12 protein-coding genes are annotated in these 15,082 nt (G+C 30.8%); 2 read left to right on the top strand and 10 right to left on the bottom strand.

Annotated features, from left to right (window positions below; translation table 11 throughout):
* Positions 1–52: 52 nt before the first annotated feature.
* Positions 53–322 carry a hypothetical protein gene (locus IR010_RS16090; protein ID WP_029271768.1) on the bottom strand — a complete coding sequence of 90 codons (270 nt, stop codon included), beginning with the start codon at positions 320–322 and terminating at the stop codon, positions 53–55.
* Positions 315–1,094, bottom strand: coding sequence for a 5'/3'-nucleotidase SurE (gene surE, locus IR010_RS16085; RefSeq protein ID WP_029271770.1), 780 nt, complete (start codon positions 1,092–1,094; stop codon positions 315–317). Before surE ends, IR010_RS16090 begins: the two co-directional genes overlap by 8 nt.
* A gap of 213 nt (positions 1,095–1,307) precedes the next feature.
* On the opposite strand from surE, the gene IR010_RS16080 reads away from it, so the two are divergent.
* Together IR010_RS16080 and IR010_RS16075 are read left to right on the top strand one after the other, a co-directional pair.
* Complete coding sequence (locus IR010_RS16080) at positions 1,308–3,491, top strand: carboxy terminal-processing peptidase (RefSeq protein ID WP_029271771.1); 2,184 nt, start codon at positions 1,308–1,310, stop codon at positions 3,489–3,491.
* A 90-nt stretch (positions 3,492–3,581) separates the two neighbouring features.
* A complete protein-coding gene (locus tag IR010_RS16075) occupies positions 3,582–4,364 on the top strand; it encodes a DNA/RNA non-specific endonuclease (RefSeq protein ID WP_194605285.1) in 783 nt (260 codons plus the stop codon).
* On the opposite strand, the gene rpe is transcribed toward IR010_RS16075, so the two are convergent.
* The 8 genes from rpe to IR010_RS16035 form a co-directional block, all read right to left on the bottom strand.
* Positions 4,341–5,003, bottom strand: a complete 663-nt coding sequence (gene rpe, locus IR010_RS16070) for a ribulose-phosphate 3-epimerase (RefSeq protein WP_194605282.1) — start codon at positions 5,001–5,003, stop codon at positions 4,341–4,343. The genes IR010_RS16075 and rpe overlap by 24 nt on opposite strands.
* 334 nt (positions 5,004–5,337) lie before the next feature.
* Positions 5,338–6,201, bottom strand: a complete 864-nt coding sequence (locus IR010_RS16065) for an RNA polymerase sigma factor RpoD/SigA (protein WP_007804760.1) — start codon at positions 6,199–6,201, stop codon at positions 5,338–5,340.
* Positions 6,202–6,284: 83 nt separating this feature from the next.
* Positions 6,285–7,763, bottom strand: coding sequence for a hypothetical protein (locus IR010_RS16060; protein ID WP_194605279.1), 1,479 nt, complete (start codon positions 7,761–7,763; stop codon positions 6,285–6,287).
* Complete coding sequence (locus IR010_RS16055) at positions 7,753–8,304, bottom strand: RNA polymerase sigma factor (RefSeq protein ID WP_194605276.1); 552 nt, start codon at positions 8,302–8,304, stop codon at positions 7,753–7,755. The genes IR010_RS16060 and IR010_RS16055 overlap by 11 nt, the downstream gene beginning before the upstream one ends.
* Before the next feature lie 250 nt (positions 8,305–8,554).
* Entirely contained in the window at positions 8,555–10,291 is a 1,737-nt protein-coding gene (locus tag IR010_RS16050) for a hypothetical protein (protein ID WP_194605273.1), read from the bottom strand.
* The gene (locus IR010_RS16045) at positions 10,279–11,508 is read right to left on the bottom strand and encodes a DUF4249 domain-containing protein (RefSeq protein WP_194605270.1); all 1,230 of its coding nucleotides are present in this window, start codon (positions 11,506–11,508) and stop codon (positions 10,279–10,281) included. Before IR010_RS16045 ends, IR010_RS16050 begins: the two co-directional genes overlap by 13 nt.
* Before the next feature lie 5 nt (positions 11,509–11,513).
* Positions 11,514–14,255 (bottom strand): TonB-dependent receptor plug domain-containing protein, encoded by a 2,742-nt coding sequence (locus tag IR010_RS16040; RefSeq protein ID WP_194605267.1) that lies wholly within the window; start codon positions 14,253–14,255, stop codon positions 11,514–11,516.
* A gap of 20 nt (positions 14,256–14,275) precedes the next feature.
* Entirely contained in the window at positions 14,276–14,992 is a 717-nt protein-coding gene (locus IR010_RS16035) for a hypothetical protein (protein ID WP_194605263.1), read from the bottom strand.
* Positions 14,993–15,082: the final 90 nt, after the last annotated feature.

Genomic DNA, 15,082 nt, shown 5'->3' with positions numbered 1-15,082 from the left:
AAGTGTGTTTTAAATTTGCAACACAACATTTTTTTGCAGCACAAAGATAAGATTAAATAAATAAGGTTGAAATTGCTAAAACAATCACAGCAAAAACAACGCCTCTCGCCATTATTTCCTTATTTCTTTTAAGCAAAAATAAAAACAAAATAAGATCTAAAACGGTTCCTAGAGTAATTACTTTGCCCAAATAACCGTATTGTTTTATGGTTTCAATATTTGAAACATCAAAAGAGGTGAAAAATGTAATGAAAAGATAACTTCCTAAAAGTGAAGTTAAAATGCCGAGAACAAAACCAATAAGAAGGTCTAATTTATTCATTTAATTTCCAAGTATTAAGTTGTTGTATAGAATGATGCGCGGTTAAATCAAATTGAACTGGAACGACAGATATGTATCCGTTTTCTAAAGCCCATTCGTCAGTATCTTCGCCTTTGTCTTCGTTTGTAAATTTACCGGTAAGCCAGTAATAATCTTTTCCGTATGGAGTTTGTCGCTTGTCAAATTTTTGAGCATAGTAGGCTTTCGCTTGACGGCAAATTTTTATTCCTTTGATTTCTTTCTCTTTTAATTTTGGAAAATTTACATTTAAAACGACACCTGGCGGTAATTTATTGGCAAGAGTTTCTAAAGTAATCTTTTTTACAAATGATTTTATCTGTTCGAAATCAGCATTCCAGTCAAAATCTAAAAGAGAGAATCCAATTGCTTGAATTCCTTCAATTCCTGCTTCGACTGCCGCGCTCATAGTCCCAGAATAAATTACATTTATAGAAGAGTTTGATCCGTGATTAATTCCGGAAACACAAAGATCAGGTTTTCTTTTTAAAATTTCATTGACAGCCAATTTTACGCAATCTACTGGTGTTCCAGAACAGCTGTATTCTGTTATAATGTCTTCTTCTTTAGAGATTTTATCTAAAAACAGCGTGTTATTTATTGTAATTGCGTGTCCCATAGCACTCTGAGGTTTATCTGGAGCGACTACTATAACATCTCCAATAGTTTCCATAACGCTGATTAGGGCTCTGATTCCAGGAGCGAGAATTCCATCGTCATTGGTTACTAATATTAATGGTTTTTCATGTTTCATGCCGAGATTTTCATTTTTGATTTATCAAAATTAGTGCTTGATAGAGCAAATGTAGTAACAGATTTTGGTAGAATACTAACAAATAAATAAAAATTGTAAACTAAATTAAAGAAGACTTTTGAACATCAAACATTTTTATATCTTTAACAAAAAATTATAGTGAACTTGGCTTTATTGGCACAGTTTTTACCGTAACTTAGATTAAAAAATTTGATGAATGCTATTATTAAGTTTATGAAAAGAAATTATAAAATACTTATAGCCGTATTATGCTTGTCAGTAACATTGTTTGCATTTAAACTAAATGCTGATAAGTCTGAGGATCCGGACCCGAATAGAGATAAAACACTTTTAGAATTGCTTGCGTTTGTTATTGAAAAAGGACATTATAGTCCGGCTGAAATAAACGATGAATTTTCTAAAGGAATTTTTAAAGATTATATTGATGCGCTGGATCCTTCTAAAAGATTCTTCCTTCAGTCTGATATTGATGAATTTAAGCAATATGAGCTTCAGTTAGATGATCAGTTTTTGAATAAAGACTTAACGTTTTTTAATCTTACTTATACAAGATTGATGAAACGTATGGAAGAAAGCAAAAAACGATATAAGACTATTTTAGCACAGCCTTTCAACTATAATGTTGATGAGACTTTTAATGCTGATTATGAACATCTTCCTTATGCTAAAAATGCGACGGAAATTAACGAAAGATGGAGAAAACAAATCAAATTATCTACTCTTTCTTCACTTGTTACCAAACAAAAATTAGAAGAAGATAAAAAGAAAGCAGATCCAGCTTACAAAGAAAAATCTTTTGAAACTTTAGAGAAAGAAACGCGTGAAAGTTCTTTAAAATCTTTGGATGATAATTTTAGTCTGATTAAAGATTTAAATAAAGGAGATTGGTTCTCTGTGTATGTTAATTCGATTATGACACGTTTTGATCCGCATACAAGTTATTTTGCACCAGAGGAAAAAGATCGTTTTGATGTAAATATAAGTGGAAAGTTAGAAGGAATCGGAGCCAGATTGACTAAGAAAAATGACTTTACTCAAATTGACGAATTAATTTCTGGCGGTCCAGCTTGGAAAGGAAAACAACTTGAGGCAGGTGATTTAATTTTGAAAGTTGCACAAGGAAACGAAGAGCCTGTAGATGTTGTGGGTATGCGTTTGGATGATGTTGTGAAGAAAATTAAAGGTCACAAAGGAACTGAAGTTAAACTTACAGTTAAAAAAGTAGACGGAAGTATTAAAGTAATTTCTATCATCAGAGATGTTGTTGAAATTGAAGAAACTTACGCTAAATCTAGTATTGTAGAAAGAAACGGATTAAAATACGGAGTTATTTATTTGCCTAAATTCTATATCGATTTTGAAAACAAAGATGGACGCGATGCTGGAAAAGATATAGCTCTTGAGGTTGAAAGATTGAAAAAAGAAGATATTAATGGTATTGTACTTGATGTTCGTGATGATGGTGGCGGATCTTTATCTACAGTTGTTGATATTGCCGGTTTGTTTATCGAAGAAGGACCAATTGTTCAGGTTAAATCTGCTGGAAAAAAGAAAGAAGTTTTATACGATAAAGATAAAAAAATCGAATGGGATGGACCGTTAGTAATTATGGTGAACAGTTTCTCTGCTTCGGCTTCAGAAATTTTAGCAGCAGCAATTCAAGATTACAAACGTGGAGTGATCATTGGAAGTAAACAAACTTATGGAAAGGGAACTGTACAAAATGTTCTTGATCTAAATCAGTTTGTTCGTAATGCAAGCTATGGCGATTTAGGAGCTTTGAAAATTACGGGACAAAAATTCTATAGAATCAACGGAGGTTCTACTCAGTTAGAAGGTGTTCACAGCGATGTTGTGATGCCAGATCGTTATGCTTACTTAAAAATGGGCGAGCGTGATATTGACAATGCAATGCCATGGGATAAAATTGATCCAGCGGATTATAGTACTTGGACATCAAACGAAAAATTCAATCAAGCGATTAATAACAGCAGAAACAGAATTGCTGGAAATGCTCAATTCAAATTAATTGAGGATAATGCAAAATGGATTGATGTTAAGAATAAAGAGAACACTTACAGCTTGAACATTACAAGCTTTAAAGCTACTCAAGAACAGGTTGAGAATGAAGGTAAAAAATACAAACCAATCGCAGATTATAAAAACAGCTTGGTTTTTAAATCATTGCCTTACGAAGAACTTGAAATGAATAACGATGCTACATTAAAAGAAAAAAGAGAAGCTTGGCACCAAGCATTGTCTAAAGATGTTTATGTAGAAGAAGCATTGAATGTTTTAGATGATTTGCAAACTAAAGGATATGTAAAAAATACTGTTGCTCCTAAAATGAAAAAGGATAAACTAGTAAAATCATAATACTATAAAGAATTAATTTGTTATTAAACGCTCCGTAAATTTAAATTTATGGAGCGTTTTTTTGTAAGTTTATTAAAAATTAAAGTTTACATGAATAAGTATATTGTTTTTGTTGTAATAGGATTGCTATTATTATCCTGTAAAAAAGAAGTTGAAAATAATAGTGAGATTTTGCCACAACAGCAGACTTCTTTTGCTTCAGCCCAGAATACTTCAGATTCGCTTTATACAGTTGCATATTTGCCAACATCTACAACCAAGCAAATTGTAAAGCATACATATTATACGTTATCTTATAATGAAAAGTTCGAACAAGCCGAATGGGTTGCATACGAATTAAAGAAGGAATATTTAAAAAACAGAGATTATAAGAGACCTTATTTTATTGAAGATCCTAAAGTAACAACTGGTTCAGCAGATTGGAGAAATTATAAAAAATCCGGTTATGATAAAGGGCATCTTTGTCCGGCTGGTGATATGGAGTTTGACGTAAATGCCTATAATGATACTTTTTACACCTCGAATATTTCACCTCAAAGACATGATTTTAATAGTGGTATTTGGAATAGGATAGAGCAAAAAACGCGCTATTGGGCCGAAAAGTATACTGATATTTATATAGTAACAGGAGGGATTCTCAAAGATTCAGATAAAAAAATAGGAACAGAAAAAGTAGCTGTTCCTAAATATTTTTATAAAATCGTTTTGGCTAAATCAGGAAAAGAACATAAAGCAATTGCTTTTTTGGTTCCGAATGAAGATAGCAATAAGTCACTTTATGATTTTGTAGTTCCAATTGAAACTTTAGAAAAAATGACTGGAATTGATTTTTTTCCGAATTTGAAAAGATTAAAAAGCAGTCAAAGCTTTTAATTCTGCAATAGTTTGAGTTGGGTTTTCTGCTTTAAAAACAAAGCTTCCAGCAACTAAAACATCTGCACCTGCTTCTACTAATTGTTTTGCATTTTTACTGGTTACGCCGCCGTCAATTTCAATAATAGTCGAAGCATTTTTGCGCGTAATCAAATCTTTAAGTTTTTTAACTTTCACGTAAGTGTTTTCAATAAAAGATTGTCCTCCAAAACCTGGATTCACACTCATTATACAAACTAAATCAATATCGTTAATAACGTCTTCTAATAGATCTATATTGGTATGAGGATTAATGGCAACGCCAGCTTTCATTCCTTCTGCTTTGATGGCTTGTAGCGTTCTGTGCAAGTGTGTGCAAGCTTCATAATGTACACTTAAAATGTTTGCACCTAAATCTGCAAAAGTTTTAATGTAACGATCTGGATCAACAATCATTAAATGGACATCGATTGTTTTTTTAGCGTGTCTAGAAATTGCTTCTAAAACTGGCATTCCAAAAGAAATATTTGGAACAAAAACGCCATCCATAATATCGATATGAAACCAATCAGCATGACTGTTATTGATCATTTCTATGTCACGTTGTAAATTGGCAAAATCAGCTGCAAGAACAGAAGGAGCAATAAGTGTATTCTTCATTGTGTAGTTGTGTGTGTTATTTTTTTGCAAAGATAATTTTTTTAAATGCAAATTTTACAAGGATTTATCTAAAGTTTATTTAACAGAAAATTTCGCAAGGATTTACGCTAAGATCACAAGGTTTTATCTCGAATGTTAAAAACCTTTGCGAAAGTTGCGGTTTAAAAAAACGTCCTAATAAAAAATAAAAAACTCCGGTAATCAGCCGGAGTTTCAATCATCAATCAAAAAACGAACAGTCAATCAAACTGTTGTTTGCTTTAAAATAGTTTCAAGTTTAAGGTTTCAAGTTGTTTTTAGTTAACCTGAAACTTTAAACCTGAAACAAATATAGTTATCCTAAATAAGTTTTAAGAATTTTACTTCTAGAAGTATGTTTTAATCTGCGGATTGCTTTTTCTTTAATCTGACGAACACGCTCACGAGTTAAGTCGAAAGTTTCTCCAATTTCTTCTAAAGTCATTGGGTGCTGATCGCCAAGGCCAAAATACAAACGAACTACATCAGCCTCTCTTGGAGTTAATGTTTCTAACGAACGTTCAATTTCAGTACGTAATGATTCGTGAATTAATTCTCTGTCTGGGTTTGGAGATTCTCCAGAACGTAAAACGTCATAAAGGTTAGAATCTTCACCTTCAACAAGAGGTGCATCCATAGATAAGTGACGGCCAGAGTTTTTCATAGACTCTTTTACGTCATTTACAGTCATGTCAAGTTCTTTTGCAATTTCTTCAGCAGAAGGCGGACGCTCGTTAGATTGCTCTAATAAAGCATACATTTTGTTGATTTTATTGATAGAACCAATTTTGTTCAATGGTAAACGAACGATACGTGATTGTTCTGCTAATGCTTGAAGAATCGATTGACGAATCCACCATACTGCATAAGAGATAAATTTGAAACCACGAGTTTCATCAAAACGCTGCGCAGCTTTAATTAAACCTAAGTTTCCTTCGTTAATTAAGTCAGGAAGAGTTAATCCTTGATTTTGATATTGTTTAGCAACCGATACAACGAAACGTAGGTTGGCTTTTGTTAATTTTTCTAATGCTCTTTGATCACCTGCCTTTATTCTTTGTGCTAATTCTACCTCTTCATCAGCGGTAATTAGGTCAACTTTTCCGATTTCTTGTAGATATTTATCTAACGATGCAGTTTCACGATTAGTTACCTGCTTGGTGATTTTAAGTTGTCTCATGTTTTTGTCTCCTCAATTTTTAAGTGTACAAATAGTTATACGTAAAGAGTATCAAAAAAGTTACAACAAAGTAAAAAATATTTTTAAAATTTATAGCTAACCCCAGATTGAAGCGAAAAACTATATGGTTTTGCATCACCGCTTTCTTTAAAAGTACTCAGATAATATTTAAAAAGCGGATTTATGTCTAAATTAAACTTGTCATTCAATTTATAGCTTATTCCTATTCCTAAATTATAAGAAAAATTGATTCCTGATATGTTTTTCGCTTCGCCAATTTGTTGCTTCGCCACTTTTTCAGATTCTAAAAAAAGCTGGTTTTTATCTAAAAGCAAAAAGCTAAAGCCTGTAAAAACATCCATTCCAATCTTGCTTTCATCCTTTTTTATAGCATAGTCAAATTCCATTGGCAGTTCATAATATGAAATTTTTTGTAATAAGTTAACTTCATTCGAACCGCTAAAAGTTTGATTAATGTTTGTTTCAGATTTTAATTCAATATTAGTATAATTCGGAATTAATACATCTTTATCTAATCGAGTTGTAGTTTTCAAGCTTATTTTAGAAAATCCTGCTCTAAAACCAATTCTGTCATACATAGTTTTGACATAAATACCATAATGCGACGTTATAGGATGGCTTTTAGATAAATCATTCATCGCTGGACTTATCATTGATTCACTGTTTAAAGACCCTGAGATAGCTGGGCCATAAAAAACAGATACAGTAAAATCTGGATCTGATTCATCATTTTGAGTATTATAAATTGTTTTTTTATACTCTCTTTTTGGAGTTGTACTTTTCTTCGTCTTCAAGCTGTCGACTTTTGGCAAGCTGTCTATTTTTGTTTCTGCTATTTTCGGAGAATTTTCAATTTGCTTATCGTTCAATATTTCTTTTTCTGCTTCAGTCTTTTTAACGGGATCGCTGACAGCTGGTTTTGCAGGAACTGTCTTATTATGATTTATTACTATTTTTTTAGATTTTCCTTTTTTGTTTTTATTTCCTTTTAAAGCTAATTGCTTGTTTTTCTGAATTTTTGGCTTTGCCAATTTTTTAACTGTCGCTAATTTTATAGGTTTTGCGCTTACCTGTTCCTTCTTAATAACAACTTTGTATTTTTTCACGACTTCATATTCTTCGTATTCATCTGTAGAAGTTACCAGTTTGCTTGACTCCTTAACCAATTTTACAGTTTTGCTTTTCTTTATTGTAGTAATTTCATCTGGTCCGGATTTTTTTAATTCAGAGTTTGATTTTGATTTTTTTCCTGGGTTTTGCGTTGGATTTTGGTCAGATTTAGAATTAACAGCATTTATTTTAATTTCTTTTTTTGAAGATTCTAATCTTTGATTTTTATCTTGAAAATCTGAATTAAAATAAAGTAGTGTAGAAAAAAGCAAAAAGGCAATTACGCTCGGAAGCATCCAAGATAAAATTCTTTTGTTTCTTTTTTTATTAAGATCTGTTTCAATTTTAGACCAAACAAAATCACTTGGATTTTTGTCCAAATGTGTCAATTTATTTTTGATCACTTTTCCTATTTCAGTTCTATTTTCCATTTTTTTGCTTCGAATAATAAAATGTACTTTTTGATTTAATTTTTTCTTTCAAAATTTGTTTTGCCCTGTGCAAGTTTGATTTTGAAGTGCTTTCAGAGATTGATAACATCTTGGCTATTTCCTGATGCGAATAATCATCCAATTCATATAAGCTGAAAACCAATCGATATTGATGTGGCAATTCTTGAATAAAAGACAAAATGATATCTAGTGAGAAATCAATTTCATTCTCATTTATAGTTTCGTCTTGAGGATAATCATCTTTTATAGCCGTTAAACTATAAGATTGTTTATATCTGGTTATTGCTTTATTAATTGTGATTCTTTTTATCCATCCTTCAAAACTTCCGTTTCCCTTGAAGTTTTTTATATTGGTAAATATCTCAATAAAGGAGTCATGAAGATTATCTTCGGCTTCAGTTTCATTCGCGCAATATTTTAGGCTTAATACAAAAAGAGTTTTTTTATACGTTTGGTATAACTCTTCCTGTGCCTTTCTGTTTTGCTTGATGCAGTCCTTTATGAGTTGATTTAAATTCAAATTTTAATATTATAATTTTGAGATTTCTAATGATCTTTAACAAAATAAATATAATCTATCGGATCTTGATTTGCTGTCATTACTGGAGAATATAAAAATTAATATAATTAATATTATTTCTTCATGGTTCATTGCCTTCTATACTTAATAGTATTAAAACAATAAAAAGGTTGCGTTACATAATAAAAAAAAACCTCTGCTTTCTATATTTCGAAAGCGGAGGTTTTTTAAGAATGCATTTTTTTAGAATTTAATTCAAATCTGATTTTTTTATTTCTATAAAATCTTTTATATAAACCGGTTTTCCGGTTGCTGAAAATCCTTCCAATATTATTTCAAACTTACCTGATACATCTGATGTGTAAAATGTGATCTTTGATTTTGAATTATTCAAATCTACTTTAGGCATCCATACTAACTGATGTCTGTAATCTGGAATTCTTAAACTTTTATTAGTACTGTAATCAGGCTGAAAATATTCTTTTTTAGCCTGAGGTCTTAAAAGTTCCGGTCTTATTATAAAATTACCTTTTAGTTTTGTTTCGTAATCGCCATTTTTGGTTGTAAAAGAAATTAAGCCGTTGAAAGATTTTGCACCGTAGTAGTAAACTCCTCTTACAATATTAATTTTGTACATATTTTTAGGATTGTACTTAAAAAGCTCATTCAGGTCTTTTATAATTAATCCGTCAACCACTACTAGTGCAGGCAAAGTAGATTCGTAATTAGGGTCGTAATCATAAATATGAATAAAATAATCATTTTTGACTTTTCTGTAAACTACACCTTTTACCACTTCTGTAATTGTTTCTTCCATAGTTGGAAATCTTGTAAAAGCATCAAGTTTAAATTCTGTAGAAAGATTTCCATAAAAAGGAATACTGTCGTTAGAATTTAGTGTACTGTCTTTTTTAACATTGTAGTAAGCGTTTTCTATCTGACTTGCAATTAATCTCTCGGTTATATTTTTTTTGAATTCTGAATTAAATTGAAGGCTTGGGAAATTTAAGTTTGACAAATCAATATTTTTTGTTTTATCAATTTCAACTGTATACTCTTTTTCATTGTCTTCAACTACTTGTACGACAATATTTGAACTGCTGTTAGGTTTTTCTAAATTAAAAATGAATCGTCCCAGATCATCCGTTTTTGCTAATTTTAAATAGTAATTTTTACCTATTACAGAGAGGGCAACTTTTTTATTTTTAATATCACCGGTGGCAGAAGATATTTTCCCTGAAATAATTTCACCGCGCAATTCGGGAAAAATAAAATTAGTATTGTCGATTTGTAAATTAGAATTTCGGCTCAGATTCTCAGCGGGCAATTCCTTAAAATTTGTTTTATTCTGAGATAAAAAGCCATCTGTTTTTCTTACCGATAATGTATAATTACCTTTGGTAAATTCTTCAGAATTAGCATTGATTCCTAATTCTATCGGATCACGATTATTATATGTTTTGGTTTTAAAATCAAAAGAAATATTACTATCAGTTACAGATTCTAAAGAAGCTAATTCGTTAGAAGCAACTGTTGTATTTGACTCTTCTTTATACGGATTTACTATATAAATATCGATATTAAAAAATCCTGAAGCATTTTTATTGAGCATCCAGTTTGTATATCCGATTAATTTATAATTTCCTGTTTCTAAAGTAGTCGGAATAAAGAAATCACCATTTCCAGCTCCGTTTTCTAGAAATAATTTATGGGTAAAAACTATTTTTTTATTACTGTCGACAAGTGCTGCATAAGCAACTTTACTGAAATTTTTTGCAGCATTTGTTGATTTGTCAATGCAAAAAAGTTTGTAGAATAAAGTTTCTCCAGTTAAAAATGAATTAGCATTTGTAGTGATGTAAATTGATTCATTTATTTTTTTATCAATTTCATTCAGTTCAGTTATAGAATTGCTTTTTTGAGCAAAAGAAATCTGCTGACAACTTATTGCTAAAGCTGCGACTAATATATATTTTAATCTATCCAAAATGATGGTTTTATATTTGATGAAAATGAAGTGCAATCTCCGCATTCTATTGGATACAATATGTAGCCTATTGGGTTCTCTGTAGGGAAATAAACTTTTGTTCCGGAAGCAAGTAAGTCTAAAATTAAGTTTCCTTGACACGCACTATTGTTAGCAAAACAATACGTAAATAAATAATCTGCATTATCTGCATCAGGTATTGGTGCAGGGCAATTGTATTGATATTCAGGAATTGGCTGTCCATTCAGAAGATCGGTAAAATTGAAAAACAGTCTTTTTTCAGAATAAGAAGCTACATTAAAAAAGCCTATCACTTTTTCTCCAGGATTGTCAAGAGATTTTATATTTCCGTAGAAAAAACCAGGCTGTGTTTGCGATAAAATGCTTCCTGAATTTGATATTTCTTTTAAGGTTTCAAAAAAAGTATGAGCAGCAAGGCTCTGAACATATTGTTTTACTAAAATACTATATCTGTTTCTGATGATTGGATCTGTGCTCAGAATAAATCTTACAGGAAAATTAGTAACTTTATCTTCAGCTAAATTATTTGTATTAGTTAAAAGTAAATCATTTGATTTTTGACTTAAAAAACAAACTCTAGCTTCTTCTGTTCTGTTTTCAAAAACAACTTGTCCTTTTGGATTTGAACCTGAAGCGAAAAATTTTGGAACAGCTTTTTGATAATACCATTTAGGAGCAATAACCTTGTACGTTTCCTCATAATCATATCTGTAATATCTTGATTTATTAGTAGGATCACTACTGTTTACAGTAATTTCGACACCAAGCTGTCCTTCTTTAGTTACGGCTTTTGCTTCTAGACTTTCAATTTGAGTTTGCTGCGGTAACACTTCGGCTGTAGAAACATAGGATCTGCCATCTTTGGTTAAAATATGCAATTGATATTCTTTATCCGCACTTGCCTGAAACTGATTTACAGAAGTATATAATTCGTTGTTTTCTTCAAAATCATATTTATTGCCTGAATTATCAGTTACATACACGACTGCTTCAGTTTCAAACTTAGATTTTACACCATCAAGCTGATAGGTTCTTGTAAGTTTAATTTCTTGATTTTTATTTTCATTTGTTATTGTTGCTTCTATTACAATGACGTCTTCAAATCCTTTATTTTGGTAAGCATAAGGCGTTGTACAGCCAAATACCGATGAGAGAATTATTGTTACAAGAAATCTAAGAAATAAGATTTTTTTCATAACCTTTAAAATTTAAAATTGTAAGTAATGGTTGGTATTGGCACGGCAAAAATTGACGTTTTATAGGCTTTTATCTCTCCTTTGTCTGTTACAAAAAAGATCGAATACGGATTATTTCTTCCGAGTACATTATAAACTGAAATGTTCCAGAAACTATGTGCTAATTTTTTTATTTTGTGGTTTCCTTCAATATTAAGCCCAACATCTAATCTATAATAATCTGGTATTCTGAATTTATTTCGGTCACTGTATAAGGTAAATTGTGCGCCATTATAATCGTATTTACCAATTGGATATGTAATTGGCCTTCCTGTTTGATATACAAAATTAGAAGAGAAACTATAACGATGCGTAAATTTATAGTTCATTACAATACTTAAATCATGAGGTTTGTCAAAATTTGTTGGGAAATAAGCCCCATTATTGACTTTCTCATCATTAAACTTACTGTCTAATTTTATAAAAGTTCTTGAATACGTATAACCAATCCAGCCGTTAAGTCGTCCTATCGATTTTTTTAATAAAAATTCGACACCGTATGCTTTTCCGTCACCTTGTAATAATTCAGTTTCTAAATCCTTATTTAACAATATGTTTGCTCCAACTTTATAATCTAAAATGTTTTTAGAAGTTTTGTAATAACCTTCTACGCTTAGCTCTAGATCTTTATAATCCAGTTTTTTGAAAAGCCCTAATGAATATTGTAATCCGCTTTCTGGTTTTACATTCAGGTCAGACAATTTCCAGGTGTCAGTTGGCGATTGTGTTGTATTATTTGTAAGGAGGTGAATGTATTGATAATTTTTGTCGAAACCCGCTTTTATAAAAAAGCTGTCATCAAAAATATATCGCAAGCCTATTCTCGGTTCAAACCCTCCGGATGTATTGATTACTTGGTTGTTACTGTATGTTTTTTCTTCTACAACTGTTGAAGGAGTTTTAGGTACGCCATCTTGATAGATTTTTTGAGTTGATTCTCCTAACGCTGCATATAATGAATATCTCGCGCCAATGTCTAATAGTAATTTTTCGGTAATTTGAAATTTATCAGAAAAAAACACTCCAGACTCCAATCCTTTTTCATCGTCAATTTTTAATGGATTTACTAATGAAGATGATCCGTTAGGAGTTAATTCTCCAGGATTTACCTTATAGAGTTTGCTTGAAATTCCGTAAGTAAATTTATGATTGCTGTTGAAATCAGTATTGAATTTTAAGCTTGCCTGAGTTTCATTTATTTTATATTTAAATATAAATGATTCCGGATTAGCAGATTCATAATCAATGCTGAATTTATATTCGCTGTTTGTAACGTTAAATTCGCTGCTATTTTTCTCGTTATACGAATGTTTCCATTTTAAAGAAACAAGTCTGTTGCTGTATTGGTACAAGGAATCCGGAGTAATACTATATTTGTCCTTGCTATAGTAGGCAGTTCCTTCAACTGAATTATTTTTGTTTATTTTATGGTTGTACTTTGCAAATAAATCATAAAAAGAAGCTTCACTATTTTTCAGGTTTTCATCATCTAAAGACTTTAAAATCCAGTCGGAATAAGTTGCTCTTCCTCCCACTAATAAACTTGCTTTTCCTTTCACAACAGGAATTGAAGCAGTAAGATTACTTGTTACAGGGCCGATTCCGCCTTCCCCTGAAATTTTTTCTGTATTTCCGTTCTTAGAAATGATATCAAAAACAGACGATAATCTGCCACCAAATTCTGGAGGAATACCACCTTTATAAATGTCTACTTTGTTGATTGTATAAGGATTAATAGAGGAGAAAAATCCAAATAGGTGAGAAGGATTGTATATCGTTGCATTATCTAATAATACTAAGTTTTGATCTTCTTTTCCGCCTCTTACATTAAATCCGGAAGAGCCTTCTCCGGCAGTTTTTATTCCCGGTATTGTTAAAGCAACTTTTAGAATATCTCTTTCTCCTAAAACTAACGGAATGTTTTTCACTCCTTCTGCCTCAATTGTTGTAACTCCAGTTATGGCAGTTCTGATGTTTTGACTGTCTTTTCCTTTTACTAAAACCTCGTCAAGCTGGTTTATCTTTTCCATTACAGAAAAATCCAGAGTACCGTTGCTGTAGATCATTATTTTTCTGGAAGTACGATTGTAAAAAAGTGATTCAACTTCAATTGTACTTAATCCTGTAGGTATTTTTACACTATAAAATCCTTCGGCATTTGTGATGGTTGTAATTGTTGTGTTTTTTACTTTTACATTAATATCTGCTAATGGTTTCTGATCTTTTAAATCAGTAATATGACCAGAAAGAGTGTATAACTCAACGTCTGAATCTGTTGATTCTTTTCCAATTAATGCAATTGGAGCAGCTGTTTCTGTTTTGTTTTTTTTAACCGAATCGTATTGCTGAAAAAAGATTGGAGCATTCGGATTCTTAGTATTTTTATTTTGAAATTTATCGTAAATAATACTGTTTTTTGTTAGTATAACTTTATTCTCATCAATGAAAAAATTAAGCTCAGTATCTTCCAAAACTTTAGTCAAAACTTCCTGAATTGTTTTGTCTGAATAATCTCCTGATATTAAAACATTGTTGCTGAGCCAGTCTTCCTGAAAATAAAACTTATAATTAGTCGAAGCCTCAATCTTTTTTAAGACTTCTATTCTATTAATATTGCTGTAATTAATGCTAATCGTATTTTTTTGATCTTGTGAATACATTAATTGATTAAAACCGAAAAACAATAAAAGGATTGTAAATATTCTCATTTGGGTGATTTCTACAGATTTTAATTATTGATGTACTTGACCAGATTCTCCATGAATAAAGGAGTGTTGCTCTCTTTTAGATTTTTATTCATATCGTAGAAATCGTTTATCTTTTTTTTATTGGCTGGAAATAGTGCTATGATTACTTTTTTATCATTAATCAAATTAAATTTATTTTCCTTTAAAAGTATAAATTCATATTTTGGAACATATTCAATGAGGTCAACGTTATCTTTGGTAACTTTTTTTCTTTCTTTATAATATTTTATATAAAGTGTAATATTGTTTCCAATTAATACCTCTTCATAAAATCCGCCTTTAAAAATAGTTGAGTTGAGTTCTTTTAAATTAATAAACTTCTCAGTGCCAATTTTAAAATAGCTGATATTGTCTTTTATAAGATTGATTTTTGTTGTGTTTAATTCGTCGTAAGGTCTTAAAACTAATTCATCGCTGTAGATGTCATACTTCAAAAATAAATCAAAATAATTCAGAAGATTGTAATTCACACTTCCGTTTTTAAAATCAGGCAGATAATACCTGTCTTGATCGTTGACAGTATTGTCGAAGTTTAAATGTGCCAATCCGTTTTTTATATCTAACGATTCTATACTAAGATTTTTATCGAACCAATTATAGATTTCAATTTCATTAGCAGTTTGGCTGCGTATTGGCTGAATACTTAATAATAATCCAAAGATAGTTAGGAATATTATCTTTTTTTGGGAATTTCTCAAAGAATTTTATTTTTGGTTTTGTCGAATTCAAATGTATTAAAAAAAATATTATAAATACACTAGAATTGTTAATTAGCAGTGTGATTTACA

Origin of the sequence: Flavobacterium sp. MR2016-29, assembly GCF_015350695.1 — a bacterium.
GTDB lineage: Bacteria > Bacteroidota > Bacteroidia > Flavobacteriales > Flavobacteriaceae > Flavobacterium.
The sequence above is the reverse complement of the archived record's forward strand: the minus strand, read 5'-3'. Positions and strand labels throughout refer to the sequence as shown.

Excerpts from the sequence above, each read along its gene's own strand:
- IR010_RS16090 (WP_029271768.1), bottom strand. The coding sequence starts at position 322 with ATGAATAAATTAGACCTTCTTATTGGTTTTGTTCTCGGCATTTTAACT.
- surE (WP_029271770.1), bottom strand. The coding sequence starts at position 1,094 with ATGAAACATGAAAAACCATTAATATTAGTAACCAATGACGATGGAATT.
- IR010_RS16080 (WP_029271771.1), top strand. The coding sequence starts at position 1,308 with ATGAATGCTATTATTAAGTTTATGAAAAGAAATTATAAAATACTTATA.
- IR010_RS16075 (WP_194605285.1), top strand. The coding sequence starts at position 3,582 with ATGAATAAGTATATTGTTTTTGTTGTAATAGGATTGCTATTATTATCC.
- rpe (WP_194605282.1), bottom strand. The coding sequence starts at position 5,003 with ATGAAGAATACACTTATTGCTCCTTCTGTTCTTGCAGCTGATTTTGCC.
- IR010_RS16065 (WP_007804760.1), bottom strand. The coding sequence starts at position 6,201 with ATGAGACAACTTAAAATCACCAAGCAGGTAACTAATCGTGAAACTGCA.
- IR010_RS16060 (WP_194605279.1), bottom strand. The coding sequence starts at position 7,763 with ATGGAAAATAGAACTGAAATAGGAAAAGTGATCAAAAATAAATTGACA.
- IR010_RS16045 (WP_194605270.1), bottom strand. The coding sequence starts at position 11,508 with ATGAAAAAAATCTTATTTCTTAGATTTCTTGTAACAATAATTCTCTCA.
- IR010_RS16040 (WP_194605267.1), bottom strand. The coding sequence starts at position 14,255 with ATGAGAATATTTACAATCCTTTTATTGTTTTTCGGTTTTAATCAATTA.